We start from the raw sequence: 19367 nt of genomic DNA, 5'->3' as shown, positions 1-19367 counted from the left end.
TCATTCGCTTTACTAAGTGTTATTGATACATTTCGCATTATGTTTAACACAATTAAAATCTTAACAAAAATTAACTTTCAATAAATTGTAGATTTAGCCCTATATTTAATGATTGATAATCAGGTCAGTATTTTTTTTTACATCAAATCGCGGCGGGATTTTGGTAAATAACAGTTGTATAATGATACAAAAACCAATTAATAGGAAGTACATTTGACCCAACACTATATGTGTTTTGATCTCAAAACGTATTAGTCGTTTTCACATAATTTATCAAATTATCTTTAAAGCTCATCATTTTGAAAATATTTCATGTTCATTCCCTACCACTTGCCGAAGTTATCAGAGATCTTGCAGAGGCGTTTAATACCAATTATGATCATACCTGTGGAGAATATTTTCTAACCATCCCGCCTGATATTGGAAAAGGGTTTATAAAAGGAATGAACTTTAACGATGGTCTAGGTTTGATATATTATGATTGTACGTTTCTTGAAGATATTGAACTTCATTTTATTGTTAACCATGTACATCCCTTAAAATTTCTATATTGTCTCGAGGGCTCTATATCCCATCGCTTTGAAAATGAAACCCTGATACGAACCATCGATCAATATCAAAATGCAGTGGTATCAAGCAGTCGCTATAATGGTCATGTGCTGCATTTTAAAAAAGATGTTCGCAACTATATTAGTAGTGTTGAGATCTCACGTAGAGAATTCAAAAATAAAATGGAATGTGAGCTTCATAGTATGGGGAAACAACTACAGGATTTGTTTCATGATGTAGAGGCAAAATCCTCCTTCTACTATGATGGCTTTTACAGTTTTAAAATAGCTGATTTGATAGCGGATACACAAACCTTTGTACACGAAGATTTTCTAAGAAAAATATATCTGGAAGGTGTGGTGTACCATATTCTCGCTGAGCAAATTTTACAATATCAAGATGACAGTAAAGACGAAGGGAACCGCATACTACTTCGACGATCAGAAATTAAACTTATAGACAAAGCTGCCACTTTGATTGAAAATGAACTATCTGACCTAGAAACCATTGATGTGATCGCTTCTAAAATTGGGCTCAATGTAAATAAACTGCAAGAAGGTTTTAAAATTCTACATAAAATGACGGTAAATCAATATATTCAAAAGTTACGATTTACACTTGCTAAGAATCTATTGCTTAACACTGATTTATCCATGTCAGAAATTACAGATCGCATTGGATTGTCCAGTAAAAGTTACTTTTCTAAAATATTCAAAGAACATTATAACCTTACACCTTCAGAATTCAGAGCTAAACACCTCTCTTTTAAGAAACATTAGGCTTTAGCCCTTGTTTTTTGGCATTTCTTTAATCTAAACTTTTTTAGATACTATTTATCTTAGTTTAGAATTTCAGTCTCTATGAGTCAGTTAGAACAACTCATAGACTGATTACTATTCATTTAAAACAATACCAATGAGAAATGTAACTATGTTGATTTTATTTGTGTTTGCAATTTCTATGCATGCTCAAGAAAATCCAAAAAGTGTAAAGGTCGAGGAAACCACAAAAACCGTTAAAGTTAAAGATAACAAGGGCACGACCGAGAATAAAGTAAAAACTATAGTAAAAGAAGAAAGCGAAGTTAAAATGAATCCTGCTGACAAGGAGAAGGTAAATCAAACACGTATTGAGACGCCTGCTACAGTAACTGAGACCAATGTTGTCGACAATGATCAGGATAATGCGTATGACTTCATAACTAAGAAGACATATTATCGCCACAATAATATAGATTACACCTTTTCACCAGAACAAAAAGGATTTAATGTAGCCACTAAAACTGATTCAAAGAGTGTGGGCAAAGCCATTCGATCCAGTCGCCCAAACTATTATTTCTATGATTCTGACAAGGATCGTGGCTTTGGATATTTTGATAAAGATGGTAATTTTACCGTAGAGTACTACGACAGCAGTACAAATGAAATCAAAATGGAAAAATATAGTATCATAAAATAATCAATATTCTAATACATGTAAACATAAAGCCTTTCTAAGTAAAATTTGAAAGGCTTAAATTTTTTCAATTATGATTAAAGAAGGCACAAAAGTACGATGGAAATGGGGTAATGGTGAAGCCGAGGGAAAGGTAGAAGCGACCTATACCTCCGAAATCACAAAAACTATCAAAGGCTCTGAAGTAACCCGTAAAGGTGAAGAAGGTGACAAGGCGTTATACATAAAACAAGAGGATGGTGATTATGTATTAAAAAGTGAAAGTGAAGTTGAGCGTGCTGACGACTAGTCCAATGAGTAGCTTTTCAACAGCGTTTTAATTATTCTAATTCTATGCATTTATGACAAAAAAGATAAAGTCCATTAATCCTTATACAGGAGATCCTATAAAAACTTATGAAACTCATACCACACAAGAGGTATCATCTATTTTAAAAACTGCTGATCAAACCTTTAGTTCATGGAGTACAACACCAATTAATGAACGCGCCGAACTTATGTCCCGGGCAGGAGAAGTTTTACTTGAAAACAAGAAGGAATATGCCGAAATGATCACTGCAGAGATGGGTAAACCTATTACACAAAGTATCGCAGAGATTGAAAAATGCGCTTGGGTATGCGAATTCTATTCGGTTAACGCTGCGCAATTCTTAGCAGATGCCATGATAGAAACCGAAGCAAGTGAGAGCTTTATAAGTTACGACCCACTAGGCTGCATTCTGGCAGTCATGCCTTGGAACTATCCTTTTTGGCAAGTTTTCCGCTTTGCCGCGCCAAGTTTAATGGCTGGTAATGTTGCTGTTTTAAAACACTCATCAAATGTCATAGGCTCTGCGCTTCTTATTACCGATGTATTTAAAAAAGCAGGATTCCCCGAGGGATGTTTTCAAAACCTACTGGTGGGACACGAAGAGATCGAGGACTTGTTAGAGGATGACATTATAAAAGCTGCCACCCTTACAGGAAGTGAAAAAGCAGGGGTTTCAATTGCTGCGACAAGTGGTAAAAACTTAAAGAAAACAGTTTTGGAATTAGGTGGCAACAATGCATGTGTTGTTTGGAAAGATGCTAATCTCGATAAACATATAGAAACTATGGTAAAAGCCAGAATGCAAAATACAGGTCAAAGCTGTATTGCTGCTAAGCGTTTTATTGTAGTTGAAGAAATTTATGAAGAGTTTCTTGAGAAATTCACAAAACAAGTGAATGCTTTGAAAATAGGAGATCCTCAGGATAAAGAAACAGACATCAGTGTAATGGCTCGAGAAGATCTTGCAAAAGAAGTTAAAAAACAAATTACAGAATCCATTGATCAAGGTGCGAGAGTTCTGTTAGGAAATACGCAAAACAAAACCTATTACGACCCTACTGTTCTAGTAGATGTCAAACCCGGTATGCCGGCATTTGACGAAGAGGTTTTTGGCCCGGTGGCAGCAATAATAAAAGCAAAAAACGAAACAGAATCATTAGAACTAGCCGCAAATTCGAGATTTGGATTAGGAACCATGCTATTTACAGAAAATATAGAAAAAGCAAAGAAAAGTATTTCAAAAATCGAGGATGGTGCTTTTTTTATAAATGAAATGGTAAAATCGGACCCAAGATTGCCTTTTGGAGGCACCAAAGCTTCAGGTTATGGTCGGGAATTGTCAAAAGATGGTATCATGGAGTTTGTAAATGCCAAGACTGTTTACATATCAAAATAAATTAATGATCCCGATTCTTTGACAGTATCGGGATCTATTTTACAGTAAATACCAATTATACACAAGTAAGATAAGCGTAATTATTACGAAACTGACCAGTGTATAGATTGTAAAATAACTTACAAAACTTCCTAATTTTGACTTTCTATTCATGGCCCCTTTATTTACATTAAACTTCAATTCTGAAATTTTTGATAGCATCTCTAACTACATTTTCTGTTTGAGACATTAAATTTTCAGACATGTTATCCTCGTCCACAGCTTCAAAATATGAAACAATACTACCATCCTTATAACTATTCACAATTTCAGGATGTACGTAATATTTTCTACATACATTTCTCGTGTTGCCCAAAGCGGTAGCTGCAGCATCAAAACCAATTAATATATTTTTCTGATTTTGCTTTTCATCTTTGGTATACCCAATGTCACGCAAAGCTTCAAAAAATACCACTGTAGCCGCCCAGGTACGAAAATCCTTTGCTGAGAACAGATCTCCGCTGATATCTTGTATATACTCATTAATCATACCACTATCAATAGTTTGCTTTTGATTTTCGTCATCAAAATACTTAAATAGCTCCCAGCCAGGTATTTCCTCACATCGATTGACAAGCCGGATTAATTTTTTATTACGCAGCGTAATACTATGCTCCTTTCCCTTTTTACCTACAAAATGAAATTTGAGTGTATTTTTTACATTTGATATATGTTTGGATCGCAGCGTTGAGAGTCCATACGTCTTATTGCGTTTTGCGTAATACTCATTACCAACCCTAATATGCGTTTCTTCCATTAATTTAATCACCAGTGCTAACACTTTTCTTTTGGGCATTCCCTTTAACTCTAAGTCTTGCTCAACATGACGACGTATTTTGGGTAGAATATTTGCAAAAGAAGCCATTTTAAAAAATTTAGTCTGGTTTCTAATCTTACTCCAAAGCGGATGGTATTTATATTGTTTTCTGTTTTTGAGATCTCTACCCACTACCTGTAGATGGCCGTTTGATATATGAGTTATTCTTACATTTTCCCAGGCTGGAGGAATTACCAATGCTTCAATACGCTCTATAGCTTCCTCTTCCTCAATTATTTCTCCATCCTGTTCATACACAAAATCCTTATCAGCACGTTTACGATGTATAGAAAAATTAGTTTTGTCATCATTAAGATAAATAAGATTAGCTACCACAGCCGCTTTTTCAGGATTGGATATTATTTCTTTTACCAGAGGTTGCTTCAGTATCATATTATAGATTATAAAATATCCACTTGATTAATAGAGAACCTCCAAGCTATGCTTATGTGCTAAACTTAGTATGAAGGTGAAAAACTGTTTAATTTAAAAATAGTAATTAGTTAAATAATTCGACTGTTAATTACCTGAGATACCTTGAGGATTATGCTAAGATTAACATAGAATTACTTTCCTTTTAACAACTGTATTAAATAATGTTAATTGTAATATAACGTACTATTTAAGCTCAACAGTAATCTTTAATTTAACCTCCGGAAACAGAAAGTCGGGCACAGATTTCTTATCAATTTTTGAACTTACAGTAACAATGAATATTTATTTGATAAAAATCAGAAGATTTTTAAAACGTGTCACACGTAGTATAGCTTTTTATCCTATCATTGTCTCGTTTGGTTATTTTATAGCATCCTTAGTAGTCCTGGCAGTGGAACAATATCCCGTAATTCAGGATTTGAAAAATACACTTCCATTCTTAGTCATTCAAAATGATGAAACTGCAAGAACTATTTTATCTACCTTTATAGGTGGTTTATTTACACTCACCGTCTTTAGTTTTACTATGGTTATGGTGGTGCTCAATCAAGCTTCTTCTAACTTTTCTCCCAGGTTATTGCCTGGGCTTATTTCAGACATTAAACATCAAATCATTTTAGGAATTTATATTGGTACTTTGCTGTTCTGTATGATTGTATTAATCTCTGTTCGATCCAGACCGGATACTGAAAACATTATCGGGTTTTCTGTTATGATTTCTGCCATCTTAGGAATTTTCTGCTTAGCTAATTTCGTATATTTTATCCATAACATATCTCAAGAAATTCAAATTCAGAATATTATTCAGGAGATCTATAACCGGACAGATAAACTTGTAGATGATGAAAAAAAGCGCAACAAGGATTCTTCTATACAACAGACTCCCGACACTTCAGAATGGACTACTATTTATAGCAAAAGTTCGGGGTATTACAGAGGGTGGAGTGAGAACTTGTTTGATGAGACAACACGACAAATTAAAACAACACTACAGATCCTGCCGTATCAGGATCAATATATTATACAAGGGGATCCTGTTTTAAAAAGTCAACATCCCTTATCACAAGAAGAAAAAGACAATGTTTTGGATGGTATTCGTATCTCTGAACGAAAAAAAGATGGGACTGGATATCTCAATGGTCTTATCAAACTAATGGAAATTGCTGTAAAAGCCATGTCCCCAGGCATTAACGATCCGGGTACTGCGATTAATGCCATTGATGCGATATGTTTACTTCTTAGAAAAAAATTGACCTATACTGATATTTATGAAGTACAATTTGGTGATGATGGTTTACGGGTAGTAATAACAACAATTCCGACACAGGAATTGATGCGTATTATATTTGAACCTATACGCAAATACTCAAAGCAGGATGCTTCAGTAATGTATAAAATGACGCAAAGTTTACTGGGGGTATACCGCATTCCGGATTTTCACCCCAGTCATAAGAAAGTTTTGATAAATGAATTTCTGATGATTGGTCAGGATATTAAAAAACACAACGAAAATGAAAATGATGTTGAACCCATTGTAAAGCTTTTACACAATGTATCTTAAACAAACCTAATGAATATAGAACCCACCCTAATTTGTATACCGGATATTAGCGGTTTTACTAAGTTTATGAGCGAAACGGATATTGAAGTAAGCTCTAAGGTTATCCCTTCTTTGCTTAATCAAATCATTTACAGCAATGAGATTGGCCTAAAAGTTTCTGAAATTGAAGGTGACGCCGTACTTTTTTTTAAAAGTGGCGAACTGCCAAGCTTCAAGGAGCTTATAACGCAGTGCCGCCTGTTTTACACTCGTTTTTATGAAAAATTGCATAAATTAAGAACCAGCGAAGAGTTTCCTGAGTATGATGTGAATATTCCTGACGTCTTGGGACTTAAGATCATCCTACATTTTGGAGAGATTGGCGCAACTCGCATTGGCAATAAAATTAAACTTATTGGTGAGGACATAATTGTAGCCCATCGCCTTCTTAAAAATTCCATTCCGGTAGATGAATATTTACTGGTTTCTGATAATTTGATGCAGCAATATGACGAATTGGATATCGAAAGAAATTTTGGTTGGGGAACCTTAATTGATATGCAGGAAAATTATGAACATATAGGTGATATACGTTATAGTTATATTAATCTACAACCTTTAACCAAACAACAAAATTAAAATCATGGCTGTTCTAGGATCCATAATAAAAGGTGCTATTCACCTAAAAGATGCATTAACTCCGGAAAAAAATGCAGTTGAGGCGCAACAAGAAGTATTACAAGATTTACTATCTACGGCAAAGAACACTGCTTTTGGAAGACACTATAAGTTTGAGGACATTCTTAACGCTGAGGACCCTGCTAAGCTTTTTGCTAAGACCATTCCTTATTTTGATTATCATACAATTAGCGAACAATGGTGGAGTAAATTACATGATGGTGAAAGTGATATCACCTGGCCGGGAAGACCTCCCTATTTTGCTTTAAGCTCTGGAACTACAGGAAAAACCAGTAAACGTATACCGGTTACCGAAGCGATGATTGAAGCCATACGCAGTGCAGGCATCAAGCAAGTTAGCGCGTTGTCAAACTTTGATCTACCTGCAGATTTTTTTGAAAAAGATATCATGATGCTGGGTAGCTCAACGGATTTGATAGAAAAAGAAGATCATCTTGAAGGTGAGATTAGCGGTATCAGCGCTAGCAATATCCCGAATTGGTTTAGAAACTATTATAAACCGGGAGAAAATATCGCAAAAATTGATGATTGGGACGAACGTGTTTCCGAAATCGCAAAAAATGCGGAACAGTGGGATATTGGCGCGCTTAGCGGCATTCCTTCTTGGATGGAGCTTATGATGCAAGAGGTGATCAACTATCATAAACTAGAAACCATTCACGATATTTGGCCCAACCTGCAAGTATACACCTCGGGAGGCGTAGCCTTTCAACCATACGAAAAAAGCTTTAATTCGCTTCTAAGACATCCCATAACAGTTATTGATACCTATCTGGCTTCCGAAGGGTTTATGGCGTATCAGGAGCGTCCCGAGACAACCGCTATGCGATTGATTACGGATAACGGAATTTATTTTGAGTTTGTCCCTTTTAAACCAGAGTATATCAATCAAGACGGATCCATCACGCAAGATGCCCCATCTATTGGCCTTAAAGACGTGCAATTGCATCAAGACTATGTATTATTAATTAGCACCGTTTCTGGTGCCTGGCGATACTTGATAGGTGACACTATTGAATTCACGGATCTGGATAGATCAGAAATAAAAATTACCGGTAGAACAAAATTTTTTCTCAATGTTGTGGGGTCTCAGCTGTCCGTAAATAAAATGAATGCCGCTATACAAGAACTGGAAGAGGAATTTAACCTAGAAGTTCCAGAATTTACGTTAGCAGCAGTCCGCATTGACGATGAATTTTATCACTCTTGGTATCTGGGAACGCAAACCGACGTGGACAATGATGCACTGGCACAATTTCTTGACAAGTCGTTACAAACTGCCAATAAGAATTATAGAGTTGCACGATCCAAGGCCCTTAAAGGAATTAAGGTTACTACTATTGATCCTTCATTATTCTATGACTGGAATGAGAAAAATAAAAAGAAAGGCGGCCAGGTCAAAATGGAGCGCGTCATGGGAGAAGAAAAATTTGGAGAATGGGAACGTTTTATAAAAGAAAAGCAGACTGATTAATCAGTCTGTTTTTCTTCTATTAATTGCATGATTTCTTCAGGAGATAAGTAGAGTCGTTTTATCCTGTTTTTATAGGTATCTGATAAACTAGTATGTTCTAAAATAAAGTTTTTAGTAGCAATAATATACTGACCCATGCCGTGTCGCACAGCGTACGTATCAGCAGTTCGTTCTACTTCTTGAATGTGACGTTGAGAAAACAAGTATTTAAATCCAAAAATTAGCATTCCGGCAGAGGATCTTTCTCTGTAATCCATTACATGCCCCAGCTCATGTCCTAACCAACCAATCAAAACTTCGGATGGCACATCAGTTATCAAAAAATTTTCTCCTTCAATATTAAACCGCCGACTCATTAAAATTATATATTTTCGCTTTTTCTTTGTTCTAAAAAAACTTCCCCAAGTAGGCTGAGCCTGCATGGTAGACTTCCTGACTTTATCGGTAAATTTAAATTCTATAGGGGTATCACGCAGCTCAGGATAATGCGACAACGCGATCATCGCTTCTTCCTCAATTGATGAAGGAATAATATGAATCATACTAAGTACTAAGATTTTAATGAGTAACATACATAGTTGCTTTTAGCAGCAGCTTATAGAAATTCAAAATATATTCCTGATATTATAATTCCTACAATAAGAACTACCAAAGTCACCACGATTATCGTAGTACCTACGCGTGTTTTTTTATTATCTTGGATAATATAATCTTCAGACGTATTGTCGTCTTCATCTCTAATTTGCATAATTTGAATAGTTTTTAGTTAATGTACTGCAAGATAAAGAACCTGCAACTTGGATATCATTAATATTATGTGAAAACCATGTATTACCTTATTATTTTTAGAATATATTAAGATAAAATATTAATTTCCCCTTAACTTTTGAAGCTTTCATGTGATCTTAGCTTTTACTAAATTCCCGAAACCTTTAAATCAAAGGATTAACTATGGTTTTTTCTTCTCAGTCCCGTATAAACCGTGCGTTCATCAATGCACCAATACTTCCTTTTGATGATACCTCTAAATTTATTGTTTTTAGTGATTGTCATCGAGGGGATAATAGTTTTGCTGATGAGTTTTCAAACAATCGCAATATTTATACCCATGCCCTAAAATATTATTACAAAGAAAACTTTGTGTATTGTGAATTAGGTGATGGGGATGAATTATGGGAAAATCGTAGGTTTGACACTATTTTTAGAGCGCATGAAAATGTGTTTCAACTGCTTAAAAAATTTCATCTCGAACGCAGATTGGTAATGATCTGGGGAAATCACGACATGGTGTATCGTGATCCTGATTATATAAAAAAACATCTACACGCATATTTTGATCGAAAATTAAATCGAAAGATGCCACTGTTTTCAAACATTAAATACCATGAGGCAGTACGTTTACAACATACCGAAACTTTACAAGAATTATTTTTGGTACATGGGCATCAAGCCGAATTCATGAATTATGTTGGCTGGCGATTTCATCGTTTTTTGGTCAGAATCTTATGGAGACCGCTACAGGTTATTGGTATAGCAGATCCAACCAGTCCTGCAAAAAACTATAAAGAAACTATAAAAGTAGAACGTCGTTTTAAACGCTGGATTAGAGCCAACACTAATCAGTCTACCATGATTGGACACACCCATCGACCGAGATTTCCAGAAGTCGGAGAACCAGCTTTATTCAATGCAGGTAGTTGTGTGCATCCAAGATCGATTACGGGGATGGAAATTGAAAATGGAGCCATCACCTTAATTAAATGGCAAATAGCAACAACGGAAGATGGTGTCTTAAAAATCGTCCGAATTCCGTTAGAAGGACCTCAAAAATTAAAAGAATTTAAAAAATAGCAACCTTATTCGATGCTAAGCACTTGTTCTATTTGGGGAGCGTATTTTTTAATCGTCATCTCCACACCCGATTTTAGCGTCATTTGATTTACACTACATCCTACACAAGCCCCTTGTAATTGAACTTTGACAATCTTATCCTCTTCAATACTCACTAACTCAATATCTCCACCATCACTTCTTAAAAAAGGACGTATTTCGTCAAGCGCTTTTTCTACATTTAGTTTAATTTCTTGCGATGTCATGATCTATTTTTTTACAGCAGAACAACCTGCCATGGTAGTTATTTTAATCGCTTCGGTTGGTGGTAAAGACTCGTTTCTATTCACCACTTCTTGTACCACATTACGTGTCATTTCTTCGAAGGCTTTTTCTAAAGGCGTAGCTGTTTGTAAAGCTGCTGGTCTCCCTACATCTCCTGCCTCTCGGATACTCTGTACTAACGGAAGATCACCTAGAAATGGTACATTTAAATCTTCAGCCAAATTCTTAGCGCCATCCTTACCAAAAAGATAGTACTTGTTTTCCGGCAACTCTTCTGGTGTAAAATACGCCATGTTTTGGATAATACCTAATACCGGTACACTTATACTTTCTTGTTGAAACATCGCAACTCCTTTACGAGCATCTGCGAGTGCCACATTTTGAGGCGTGCTTACCACTACCGCCCCTGTGATGGGAAGCGACTGCATGATAGACAAGTGTATATCACCTGTTCCCGGAGGTAAATCAACTAATAAAAAGTCTAATTCACCCCAAGCTGCGTCAAAAATCATTTGGTTTAGTGCTTTTGCTGCCATAGGACCTCTCCAAACAACCGCCTGATCAGGTTGTGTAAAAAACCCAATAGAAAGTATTTTAACTCCATAACTCTCAACGGGTTTCATTTTCGATGCATTACCAACTTTTACAGATAGTGGACGCTCCCGCTCTACATCAAACATTATCGGTGCAGACGGTCCGTAAATATCGGCATCTAACAAGCCTACCTTAAATCCCATTTTGGCTAAAGTAACTGCTAGATTTGCAGTAACTGTAGATTTACCTACTCCCCCTTTTCCTGAGGCTACCGCCACAATATTCTTAATCCCAGGGATTGGATTCCCTTTTATCTTCGGGACTTCTGCTTTTGCAGCTGCCGCCTCAACTTTTACATTAACTTTGACTTTCGCTTTTTCATACACTTTTTCGTGAATCACCTTCATCACATCAACTTCAGCACGTTTTCTAATATGCAGGGCCGGAGTAGCAAGCGTCATATCCACCACCACTTCATCTCCGAAAGTAATTACGTTGGTGATCGCTCCGCTCTCTACCATGTTCTTTCCCTCTCCTGCTACAGTTATAGTTTTTAAGGCTTCCAGTATTGCTTCTTTCTCTAACTTCATTTTTGATCCTTTAATATGTACTCATTTAAGACGAGTCGTAATGATCGCACAAAGATACCTTGAAAAGTTGAAAATAAGAAGGCAGAAAATTGAAATGATTTATATCATCATAATTGAAGACGATTGTCTTTCGAATCTGAATTAGCAGCGTGAAAAATCTGTAGTAATTATAAGTGCTTCGCCGGATCCCAAAGGTGGGTTTCAAAATTCACTACTTTATGATCTTCGATTTGTATACCTTCGGCTTCTAACATTTGTTGCATCACAGATGTACCTTCAAAATGATGTTTTCCGGATAATAACCCAACTCGATTAACCACACGATGTGCAGGGATATCTTCATGTTTTGCAGAGGCATTCATAGCCCAACCTACCATTCGTGCGCTTTGCTTAGCACCCAAAAAATTTGCAATCGCGCCATAGGTAGTTACTCGACCGTAAGGAATTTTTTTTGCTACGTCGTATACCCGTTCGAAAAAATTATCATTTGTAGCCATCTACCAAGTGTAAACAATTCTCACCATCGTTATTATCACTAAAATAAGCATTAAAACACCCATAAAATAGTTAGAGTATTTTGTGATAGATTCAGTTTTTGTTTCAATCTTCAAAAAAGAAAGTACATATAAATATAGTGTAACAAACGTCCCTAATCCGGCAGCAAGTACAAATGAGACGATCTCAATATAATCATAATCTATATTTCCACTCACGCTCATTCCTGCAGCAATAGCGCAAAAATATGGAATAGGCAATACGTTGATAGCAGACATCATCACACCTTTTAAGAAACTGCGTGTATCATCGTTGCTACGAACTTTTATCTTAGTTCGGCGTTGTCTGGCTTTGACAAAAAAATAAACCGCTAATAATAAAAAAATCACCGCTCCGGTTCGCAACAACATAGTTCTCACAAAGGGATTGAAAAAAATATATTTTGCTAATAAGATTGCCACCAAGGCTTGTGCAAAAACAACTAAGGATGCTCCAACAGCGACCAGAATTCCGTTCTTTTTACCCTTCTCCAGACAGGTTCTGGCAACCGTCATATTTATCAAACCCGGCGGTATAACCCCAACCATTGATGCAAAAAAAGTAATTAAAAAAAGTTTCGTAGCCTCCACGGATATAGTTTAATTAAGAGATCTTAAACTGGATGTAAGTTATAGGTTTATTCTTTTCCAGATATTGTTTTTCATAAAAAGTTTGAACAGATGTGACCTCCTCGGGCGATCCGGCCTGCTTATATACATCGTGATTTGCATACAAAACTTCGTGTCCCGCACCATGAAGTAATCCTAAGGTATATCCATGCATAAACTCGCTGTCCGTTTTTAAATGCATAAGCCCATCAGGCGTTAGTATTTTCTTATAGCGGTCCAGGAACACTTGATTAGTCATACGATGTTTTGTGCGCTTATATTTAATTTGTGGATCCGGAAATGTTATCCATATCTCAGAAACCTCGTGTTCTGCAAAGATATGATCGACTAATTCAATTTGGGTCCGAATAAAGGCGACATTAGTGATCTTTTCTTCAATTGCTGTTTTGGCGCCTCTCCAAAACCTAGCACCTTTGATATCAATTCCTATAAAATTCCTGTCTGGAAATTTCTTTGCAAGCGCAACAGTATACTCTCCTTTTCCACAACCCAATTCTAGAATAATAGGATTGTCATTTTTAAAAAACTTTTTGTTCCAAGCGCCTTTATACCCCAGTGAGTTTTCTAAAACTTCTGAACGGGAAGGTTCAATTACATTTTCAAAGGTTTTATTTTCATTAAATCGTTTCTGCTTATTCTTACTACCCACTGTATTTTTTTAATTAAAAAGGTTTATGCTATCGAGAAGTTTTTTTCAAAGAAACAGGAAAATATTCTGAAGAGCACCTAATGACATGTAAACTTAATTTTTTGGTAAAATTAAGGAAATATATGCATTCAATTATAGCTTTACTTTTATAAATACAAATTGAACTAATCACCTAAATGAAAGCACATTGAAGAAAAAAGTTCTAATTGCTCCTCTCAACTGGGGGCTGGGTCATGCCACACGATGCATTCCTATTATCAATGCGCTTATAAAAGAGGGGCTAACTCCTGTTATTGCATCTGATGGGGCTGCACTAGATCTATTAAAAAAAGAATTTCCCGATACAGAGACTAAAGAGCTTCCTTCTTACAACATTGAGTACTCCAAAACGGCGAATACTTTTAAATTAAAAATGGTACTTAATAGTCCCAAAATTGTTCGCGCTATTAAAGCTGAGAAAAAAGCAATTGAAGAACTTGTTGCAAAAGATCATTATCATGGTATCATTTCTGATAACAGATTGGGAGTACGGCACAGAAATGTTCCTTCAGTTTTTATTACACACCAATTGACTGTTTTAAGTGGAAAAACAACCGCGTTGAGCACTAAGATACATAATAAATATATAAAAAAATTTGACGTATGTTGGGTGCCTGATATGGCTGATTCTCCTAATCTAAGTGGAGTGTTAGGTCACCCCAAGAAAGTAAAATTGCCCGTTACATATTTAGGTCCTTTAAGCAGGTTTTGCTATCAAGACTTACCGAAAGAATATGATATTATGGTTTTATTATCCGGACCCGAACCTCAACGTACGCTATTAGAAAATAAATTATTTAAAGAATTTAAGCAAAGTGACAAACGAATTGTTTTTATCCGCGGACTTATAGAGGAAACGCATAAAACTTACCATAAAGACAACATAACCGTTCACAATTTTTTGACTGGAAAAGATTTACAAAACACTATAAATAGTAGCAGTTTGATCATTTCGAGGTCTGGTTATACTACGGTGATGGATTTGGCTAAACTAAACAAACGTGCATTTTTCATACCTACTCCGGGGCAGTCTGAACAGGAGTACTTGGCTGATCGTCTCAATAGCAACAAAATTGCGCCCAGTTGTAAGCAGCAAGATTTCTCTTTGAAAGAGCTATATAAGTTATCTTCTTATAAAGGGTTAAGCAGTTTTAGTACCGACATTGACTATGGGGAACTTTTTCACTTTTTCCAGCGTAAATGAGAATTCGCTTCCAACATGATAATCACTTTCGACATAAATTCTTTCATGATGCGCTTCTATAATATGCTTAACAATAGCCAAACCAAGACCCGACCCTCCTTCTTTACGAGAACCACTTTTATCTACGCGATAGAAACGTTCGAATAATCGCGGGATATGCCGTTGCGCAATTCCTTCCCCATTATCGGTTACACGTACTATAAGTTTGTTTCTGATTAAATCCTCTATACTCACTTCGGTGGTACCATCCTCTTTGCCATATTTGATTGAATTTACAATCAGGTTGGACACCACTTGCTGTATACGTTCCTTATCTGCATGAACCATGATTGGATGCGTATACTTCATGTCAAAAGCCAAGAGAATATTTTTTTTTGCAGCTTTCATTTCGAATAAATCAAACACGCTTTGAATTAACTCTACGATATCAAAATTAACATAGTTGAGATGCAAATCACCGGTTTCGAGCTTGGTGATCATGTCCAGATCTTTTATAATGTAAATCAAGCGCTCTACCCCTTTACTGGCCCGACTTAAATATTTCTCTAAAATCTCCTTGTTATTCATCGCACCATCCAGCAAAGTAAGAATATAGCCTTGAACGGTAAATAAGGGTGTTTTTAGCTCATGTGAAACATTACCAAGAAACTCTTTTCGATAGGCCTCACGTATCGTTAAGGTTTCAATTTCTGATTTGCGTAATTTTGCAAATTTTTCAACTTGCTTCTTTAAAGTATCCATATTGGTGGTTACCGGAGTACCTTCAATATCATCAACGTCTAACAACTCTACCTCATCGTAGATCGCTTTAACTCTCCTGTAAATGAACCGTTCTGCTCTATACTGAATTACAAAAAATGAGATACAGAAACAACTGATAGCAAAAGTTGACAAAGCAATGTAATCTATTTCCAAACGGAAATATAAAAAAACGCCCAGAACGAGCGTTAGCAATAGAGTGATATATAAAGAAGTCATTAGGGCGAACCTATATGACTTTTTAAAAAAATCTGCCATTATACTACAAATTTGTAACCTACGCCTTTGATGGTCTTAAAGCTTTCGTCTCCTATTTTCTCACGTAGCTTTCTAATATGAACATCAATTGTTCTACCACCTACAATTACCTCATTACCCCAAACTTTGTCCAAGATATCCTCTCGTTTGAAGACCTTACCAGGTTTTGATGCAAGTAAAGATAACAATTCAAATTCTTTCCTAGGGAGTACAATTTCCTTTTTATCTTTTACAATTTTATATTCATCTCTATTTATAACCAGGTTACCTATCTTTACAATATTCTCTGATATATCTTCGTTCTTAAAACGACGTAGTAATGCATTAACCTTGCTTACCAGAACTTTTGGTCGAATGGGTTTGGTAATATAATCATCTGCCCCTGCATCAAATCCCGCTAGCTGGGAATAATCTTCGGACCTTGCAGTTAAAAATGTAATGATGGTGTTTTGAAGTTCCGGTATTTTACGGATTTGCTCACACGCCTCGATGCCATCCATCTCGGGCATCATAACGTCTAATATTACGAGTTGTGGCTTTCTTTTTTTGGCTAGTTTGATAGCTTTAACTCCGTTATCCGCAGTAACCACGGTAAACCCTTCGGCTGATAAATTGTAGCTCACTATTTCTAGAATATCGGGCTCATCATCAACTAATAAAATTGTAATATCTTTATTACTCATTCTTTTTTAATTATGTAATCTATAGGTTAAAGATACTATTAAAACAGAAGTTACCATATCATTCCCTACTTGGTAACAATTAACTAACATCCCATCTGATATTTCATAACATTAATTTAACCTGATAGATTTCAATTGTTTACTCTAAGATAACCTTTTATGTGGTGATCTAAAAAAAGCCGAAAACTTTTACAGTATTCGGCTTGACCTTAGGTTTACCAAAAAATTAATTCTTATAATGATCTCTGTACGTAGTCAACAGGTTCATTGTAGCAGTTATTAAATCTTTTGTTTCTAACAAGAGACCAAAATATAATGTGGTATTTTTTGGACTACTTTCTTCAGATCGAGTTCGTTCGATCTGACGATTGATCTTATCATTTACTTTTTCAAAAAGCACTTGCTTTTCGTTAATAATCACATCAATACGTTCAAATTCACGATTACTAAACGCATCTTTAATTTGTCCAAATAAATCATTAAGTTCTTGTTCTATTTGTTTTAAATCTTTGATTTGGTTAAATCTAAGCTTCTTATGATTATTATTGACATGCTTATGACTTGCTTTTGTAATATACTCAAGAGATTGAGACATATCTTGTAAGTATCCTAAGATAGAAATATAGAAATTACTCGCACCTACACTTGAATCATCAAGGTTTTTGATAAAATAAAAAATATTATCTCGCAATCCTTCCACTTCTGCATCCAGCTTAGCTACACCTTTTTTACTTTTCTTTAAGTCCGAAAGATCGTATTTAGCCAAACTACTCATCGTGTTTGAATAAATTTTACTAGCTCGTTTAATAAATGATTTAATATTATCAGAGCTTTCTTCGATCACTCCTTGTATAGAGCCACTTTCAGATTTTGTAAGACTATCCTCTGCTTTTTCTGCTTTTACCTTATTACGATAATTCACTGTGTTGCGAATTAGTAACAATACCGCAATTAGTAACAATACTGCAATCATAACAGGTCCCCCAAGATTGATTAAAAAAGCAATGGTCGCTGCCGCCAGAAAAGCACTGATCGCAGTAAAGAACCATCCACCAATTACATTTAAAACACCTGCTACTCTATACACAGCACTTTCTGTACCCCAAGCCCTATCAGCCAAGGATGTACCCATTGCTACCATAAAAGTCACATACGTTGTAGATAGCGGTAATTTCATCGAGGTTGCAATAGAGATCAGAACTCCAGCTACCATAAGGTTAACTGCGGCACGCACCATATCAAAGGCAGGCATCTCAAACGTCTTAGATTTTGGCAACTGCACTACTTTTTTAGTAAATTGTTTGTCCAAATACTTCTTCATTGGCACTGGGATTATCACATTTAATCCCTGACCTATTAAAATTGTACCTCGAACTACACCTCTGGAAAGAAAATTAGAATCAAAGCGTTCCTTGGATTCACCTTCACGAGACAAATTAATTTCCGTCTCAGCTACGTATCGAGCCTTTTTAGAAAACCAAAGCGTTAATACCATTATCATTCCTGCTACAAATAATAATACTGTAGGTGTATCTACTTTAGAACTTAATACATTCATAGAAAATTCTGATGCCGGAATTCCGGAAGCTACCCATGCTTCGTATGATTGCCATGCTGCAATGGGTACTCCGATAAAGTTTACCAAGTCATTTCCTGCGAATGCAAGTGCTAAGGCAAAGGTTCCAACAGCAATAATCAACTTATAAACATTAATTTTAAATACTGCAGTTAATACATAAGACACCAATGAACAAATCACAAAACCTACAGCAACAATTGGTAATACGTACGTCTCAAGCAATCCTCGTAAGGTAAGATCAATAGTACCGGCCTCAATATCTACTTTGAATAAATCTTTTTTCTCTTTTGCTAATTCTTTCACCGTCTCATACGATGCACTAAAGTAGGAATTTGCCCAATCTAATAATTGTTCAGGAGAACCACTGTAGATGGTATCCACAACAATTTTAGCATAATTGGTACCTTTAATTCCTTTCATGAAAATAAAATACAAAATTGCAGTTAAAGCAACCCCACCAAACAACGCACCTACCCATTTGGCTTTTTTTTCAAAATCAAAAGAAAGCAACATTCTGGTAAAAAATTGCACAATAGCTCCTACAGAAAACGCCACCACTACAGAGAGTAAAATCCCTGATATAATTTCCATCGCTTTTTTAGTGTTAATATAATTCCCTAAATCGGCTACTGTCAAGTTAGCGTCTGCTCCGATTTTGATCAAAGCAATACACACTGCAGCACCTAATAATTCAAAAACTATAGAAACTGTCGTAGAGGTAGGCATCCCCAACGTATTGAAAAAGTCTAACAATAATATATCGGTGATCATCACAGCCATAAATATGATCATGATTTCATCAAAATAAAATTCTCCCGGCACAAAAATTCCTTTTCTCGCAACTTCCATCAATCCACTAGAAAAAATCGCTCCTGCAGCGATACCGACACTGGCTACAATCATAATAGTTCTAAACGATATCGCTTTTGAACCAATTGCCGAGTTTAAAAAGTTAACCGCATCATTGCTAACTCCAACTACTAGATCTGCTATTGCCAATATAGCAAGTGCTGCGATCATTAAAATATAAATATTATCCATTTACTTATGGTGTTTTAAAGTGCAAATATTAAAATCAAA

20 protein-coding genes are annotated in these 19367 nt (G+C 35.8%); 9 read left to right on the top strand and 11 right to left on the bottom strand.

The genetic code is table 11. The annotated features are described in order from the left end of the window. The first annotated feature begins 299 nt into the window (after positions 1 to 299). From ACJRPK_RS03530 to ACJRPK_RS03515, 4 genes are all read left to right on the top strand, one after another. Positions 300 to 1328, top strand: coding sequence for a helix-turn-helix domain-containing protein (locus ACJRPK_RS03530; protein ID WP_407138462.1), 1029 nt, complete (start codon positions 300 to 302; stop codon positions 1326 to 1328). A gap of 136 nt (positions 1329 to 1464) precedes the next feature. Next, positions 1465 to 2007, top strand: a complete 543-nt coding sequence (locus ACJRPK_RS03525; protein ID WP_407138461.1) for a hypothetical protein — start codon at positions 1465 to 1467, stop codon at positions 2005 to 2007. A 70-nt stretch (positions 2008 to 2077) separates the two neighbouring features. Continuing rightward, the gene (locus ACJRPK_RS03520; protein ID WP_148781215.1) at positions 2078 to 2293 is read left to right on the top strand and encodes a DUF2945 domain-containing protein; all 216 of its coding nucleotides are present in this window, start codon (positions 2078 to 2080) and stop codon (positions 2291 to 2293) included. 52 nt (positions 2294 to 2345) lie between these two features. Next, positions 2346 to 3710: an NAD-dependent succinate-semialdehyde dehydrogenase gene (locus ACJRPK_RS03515; protein WP_407138460.1), complete on the top strand. Its 1365-nt coding sequence runs from the start codon at positions 2346 to 2348 to the stop codon at positions 3708 to 3710. A gap of 169 nt (positions 3711 to 3879) precedes the next feature. Here the strand turns inward: ACJRPK_RS03515 and ACJRPK_RS03510 are convergent, their stop codons facing one another. Next, positions 3880 to 4959 (bottom strand): DNA topoisomerase IB, encoded by a 1080-nt coding sequence (locus ACJRPK_RS03510; protein ID WP_407138459.1) that lies wholly within the window; start codon positions 4957 to 4959, stop codon positions 3880 to 3882. 316 nt (positions 4960 to 5275) lie between these two features. Here ACJRPK_RS03510 and ACJRPK_RS03505 point away from each other — a divergent pair, with 316 nt between their 5' ends. The 3 genes from ACJRPK_RS03505 to ACJRPK_RS03495 are packed head-to-tail and all read left to right on the top strand — an operon-like array spanning position 5276 to position 8714. After that, positions 5276 to 6562, top strand: a complete 1287-nt coding sequence (locus ACJRPK_RS03505) for a DUF2254 domain-containing protein (protein ID WP_407138458.1) — start codon at positions 5276 to 5278, stop codon at positions 6560 to 6562. A 9-nt stretch (positions 6563 to 6571) separates the two neighbouring features. Further along, positions 6572 to 7180 carry a DUF2652 domain-containing protein gene (locus tag ACJRPK_RS03500; RefSeq protein ID WP_407138457.1) on the top strand — a complete coding sequence of 203 codons (609 nt, stop codon included), beginning with the start codon at positions 6572 to 6574 and terminating at the stop codon, positions 7178 to 7180. 4 nt (positions 7181 to 7184) lie between these two features. Then, on the top strand, positions 7185 to 8714 hold the full coding sequence (locus tag ACJRPK_RS03495; protein ID WP_407138456.1) for a GH3 auxin-responsive promoter family protein: 1530 nt from the start codon (positions 7185 to 7187) through the stop codon (positions 8712 to 8714). Here the strand turns inward: ACJRPK_RS03495 and ACJRPK_RS03490 are convergent. Both ACJRPK_RS03490 and ACJRPK_RS03485 read right to left on the bottom strand, forming a co-directional pair. Beyond that, complete coding sequence (locus ACJRPK_RS03490) at positions 8711 to 9286, bottom strand: hypothetical protein (protein WP_407138455.1); 576 nt, start codon at positions 9284 to 9286, stop codon at positions 8711 to 8713. The genes ACJRPK_RS03495 and ACJRPK_RS03490 overlap by 4 nt on opposite strands. A gap of 23 nt (positions 9287 to 9309) precedes the next feature. Beyond that, positions 9310 to 9462, bottom strand: coding sequence for a hypothetical protein (locus tag ACJRPK_RS03485; protein WP_407138454.1), 153 nt, complete (start codon positions 9460 to 9462; stop codon positions 9310 to 9312). 203 nt (positions 9463 to 9665) lie between these two features. On the opposite strand from ACJRPK_RS03485, the gene ACJRPK_RS03480 reads away from it, so the two are divergent. Then, entirely contained in the window at positions 9666 to 10565 is a 900-nt protein-coding gene (locus tag ACJRPK_RS03480; protein ID WP_407138453.1) for a metallophosphoesterase, read from the top strand. A 5-nt stretch (positions 10566 to 10570) separates the two neighbouring features. Here ACJRPK_RS03480 and ACJRPK_RS03475 read toward each other — a convergent pair whose 3' ends face one another. From ACJRPK_RS03475 to trmB, 5 genes are all read right to left on the bottom strand, one after another. Next, positions 10571 to 10810 (bottom strand): NifU family protein, encoded by a 240-nt coding sequence (locus ACJRPK_RS03475; RefSeq protein ID WP_148781207.1) that lies wholly within the window; start codon positions 10808 to 10810, stop codon positions 10571 to 10573. 3 nt (positions 10811 to 10813) lie between these two features. Then, on the bottom strand, positions 10814 to 11953 hold the full coding sequence (locus ACJRPK_RS03470) for a P-loop NTPase (RefSeq protein WP_407138452.1): 1140 nt from the start codon (positions 11951 to 11953) through the stop codon (positions 10814 to 10816). A 167-nt stretch (positions 11954 to 12120) separates the two neighbouring features. After that, entirely contained in the window at positions 12121 to 12450 is a 330-nt protein-coding gene (locus ACJRPK_RS03465) for an MGMT family protein (protein WP_407138451.1), read from the bottom strand. Next, positions 12451 to 13077 carry a LysE family translocator gene (locus ACJRPK_RS03460; RefSeq protein ID WP_148781204.1) on the bottom strand — a complete coding sequence of 209 codons (627 nt, stop codon included), beginning with the start codon at positions 13075 to 13077 and terminating at the stop codon, positions 12451 to 12453. Positions 13078 to 13090: 13 nt separating this feature from the next. Further along, positions 13091 to 13765 (bottom strand): tRNA (guanosine(46)-N7)-methyltransferase TrmB, encoded by a 675-nt coding sequence (trmB, locus tag ACJRPK_RS03455; protein ID WP_407138450.1) that lies wholly within the window; start codon positions 13763 to 13765, stop codon positions 13091 to 13093. Positions 13766 to 13952: 187 nt separating this feature from the next. Here trmB and ACJRPK_RS03450 point away from each other — a divergent pair, with 187 nt between their 5' ends. Continuing rightward, positions 13953 to 15008: a glycosyltransferase gene (locus tag ACJRPK_RS03450; RefSeq protein ID WP_407138449.1), complete on the top strand. Its 1056-nt coding sequence runs from the start codon at positions 13953 to 13955 to the stop codon at positions 15006 to 15008. Here ACJRPK_RS03450 and ACJRPK_RS03445 read toward each other — a convergent pair. The 3 genes from ACJRPK_RS03445 to ACJRPK_RS03435 form a co-directional block, all read right to left on the bottom strand. After that, on the bottom strand, positions 14946 to 16025 hold the full coding sequence (locus ACJRPK_RS03445) for a sensor histidine kinase (protein WP_407138448.1): 1080 nt from the start codon (positions 16023 to 16025) through the stop codon (positions 14946 to 14948). The genes ACJRPK_RS03450 and ACJRPK_RS03445 overlap by 63 nt on opposite strands. Continuing rightward, entirely contained in the window at positions 16025 to 16708 is a 684-nt protein-coding gene (locus ACJRPK_RS03440) for a response regulator transcription factor (RefSeq protein WP_407138447.1), read from the bottom strand. The genes ACJRPK_RS03445 and ACJRPK_RS03440 overlap by 1 nt, the downstream gene beginning before the upstream one ends. A gap of 226 nt (positions 16709 to 16934) precedes the next feature. Then, positions 16935 to 19328 carry an inorganic phosphate transporter gene (locus tag ACJRPK_RS03435; protein ID WP_407138446.1) on the bottom strand — a complete coding sequence of 798 codons (2394 nt, stop codon included), beginning with the start codon at positions 19326 to 19328 and terminating at the stop codon, positions 16935 to 16937. Positions 19329 to 19367 lie beyond the last annotated feature (39 nt).

Origin of the sequence: Aquimarina sp. 2-A2 (assembly GCF_045505135.1) — a bacterium.
In the GTDB taxonomy this organism is placed as follows: Bacteria; Bacteroidota; Bacteroidia; order Flavobacteriales; family Flavobacteriaceae; genus Aquimarina; species Aquimarina intermedia.
This window is presented reverse-complemented; position numbering and strand designations above follow the sequence as displayed.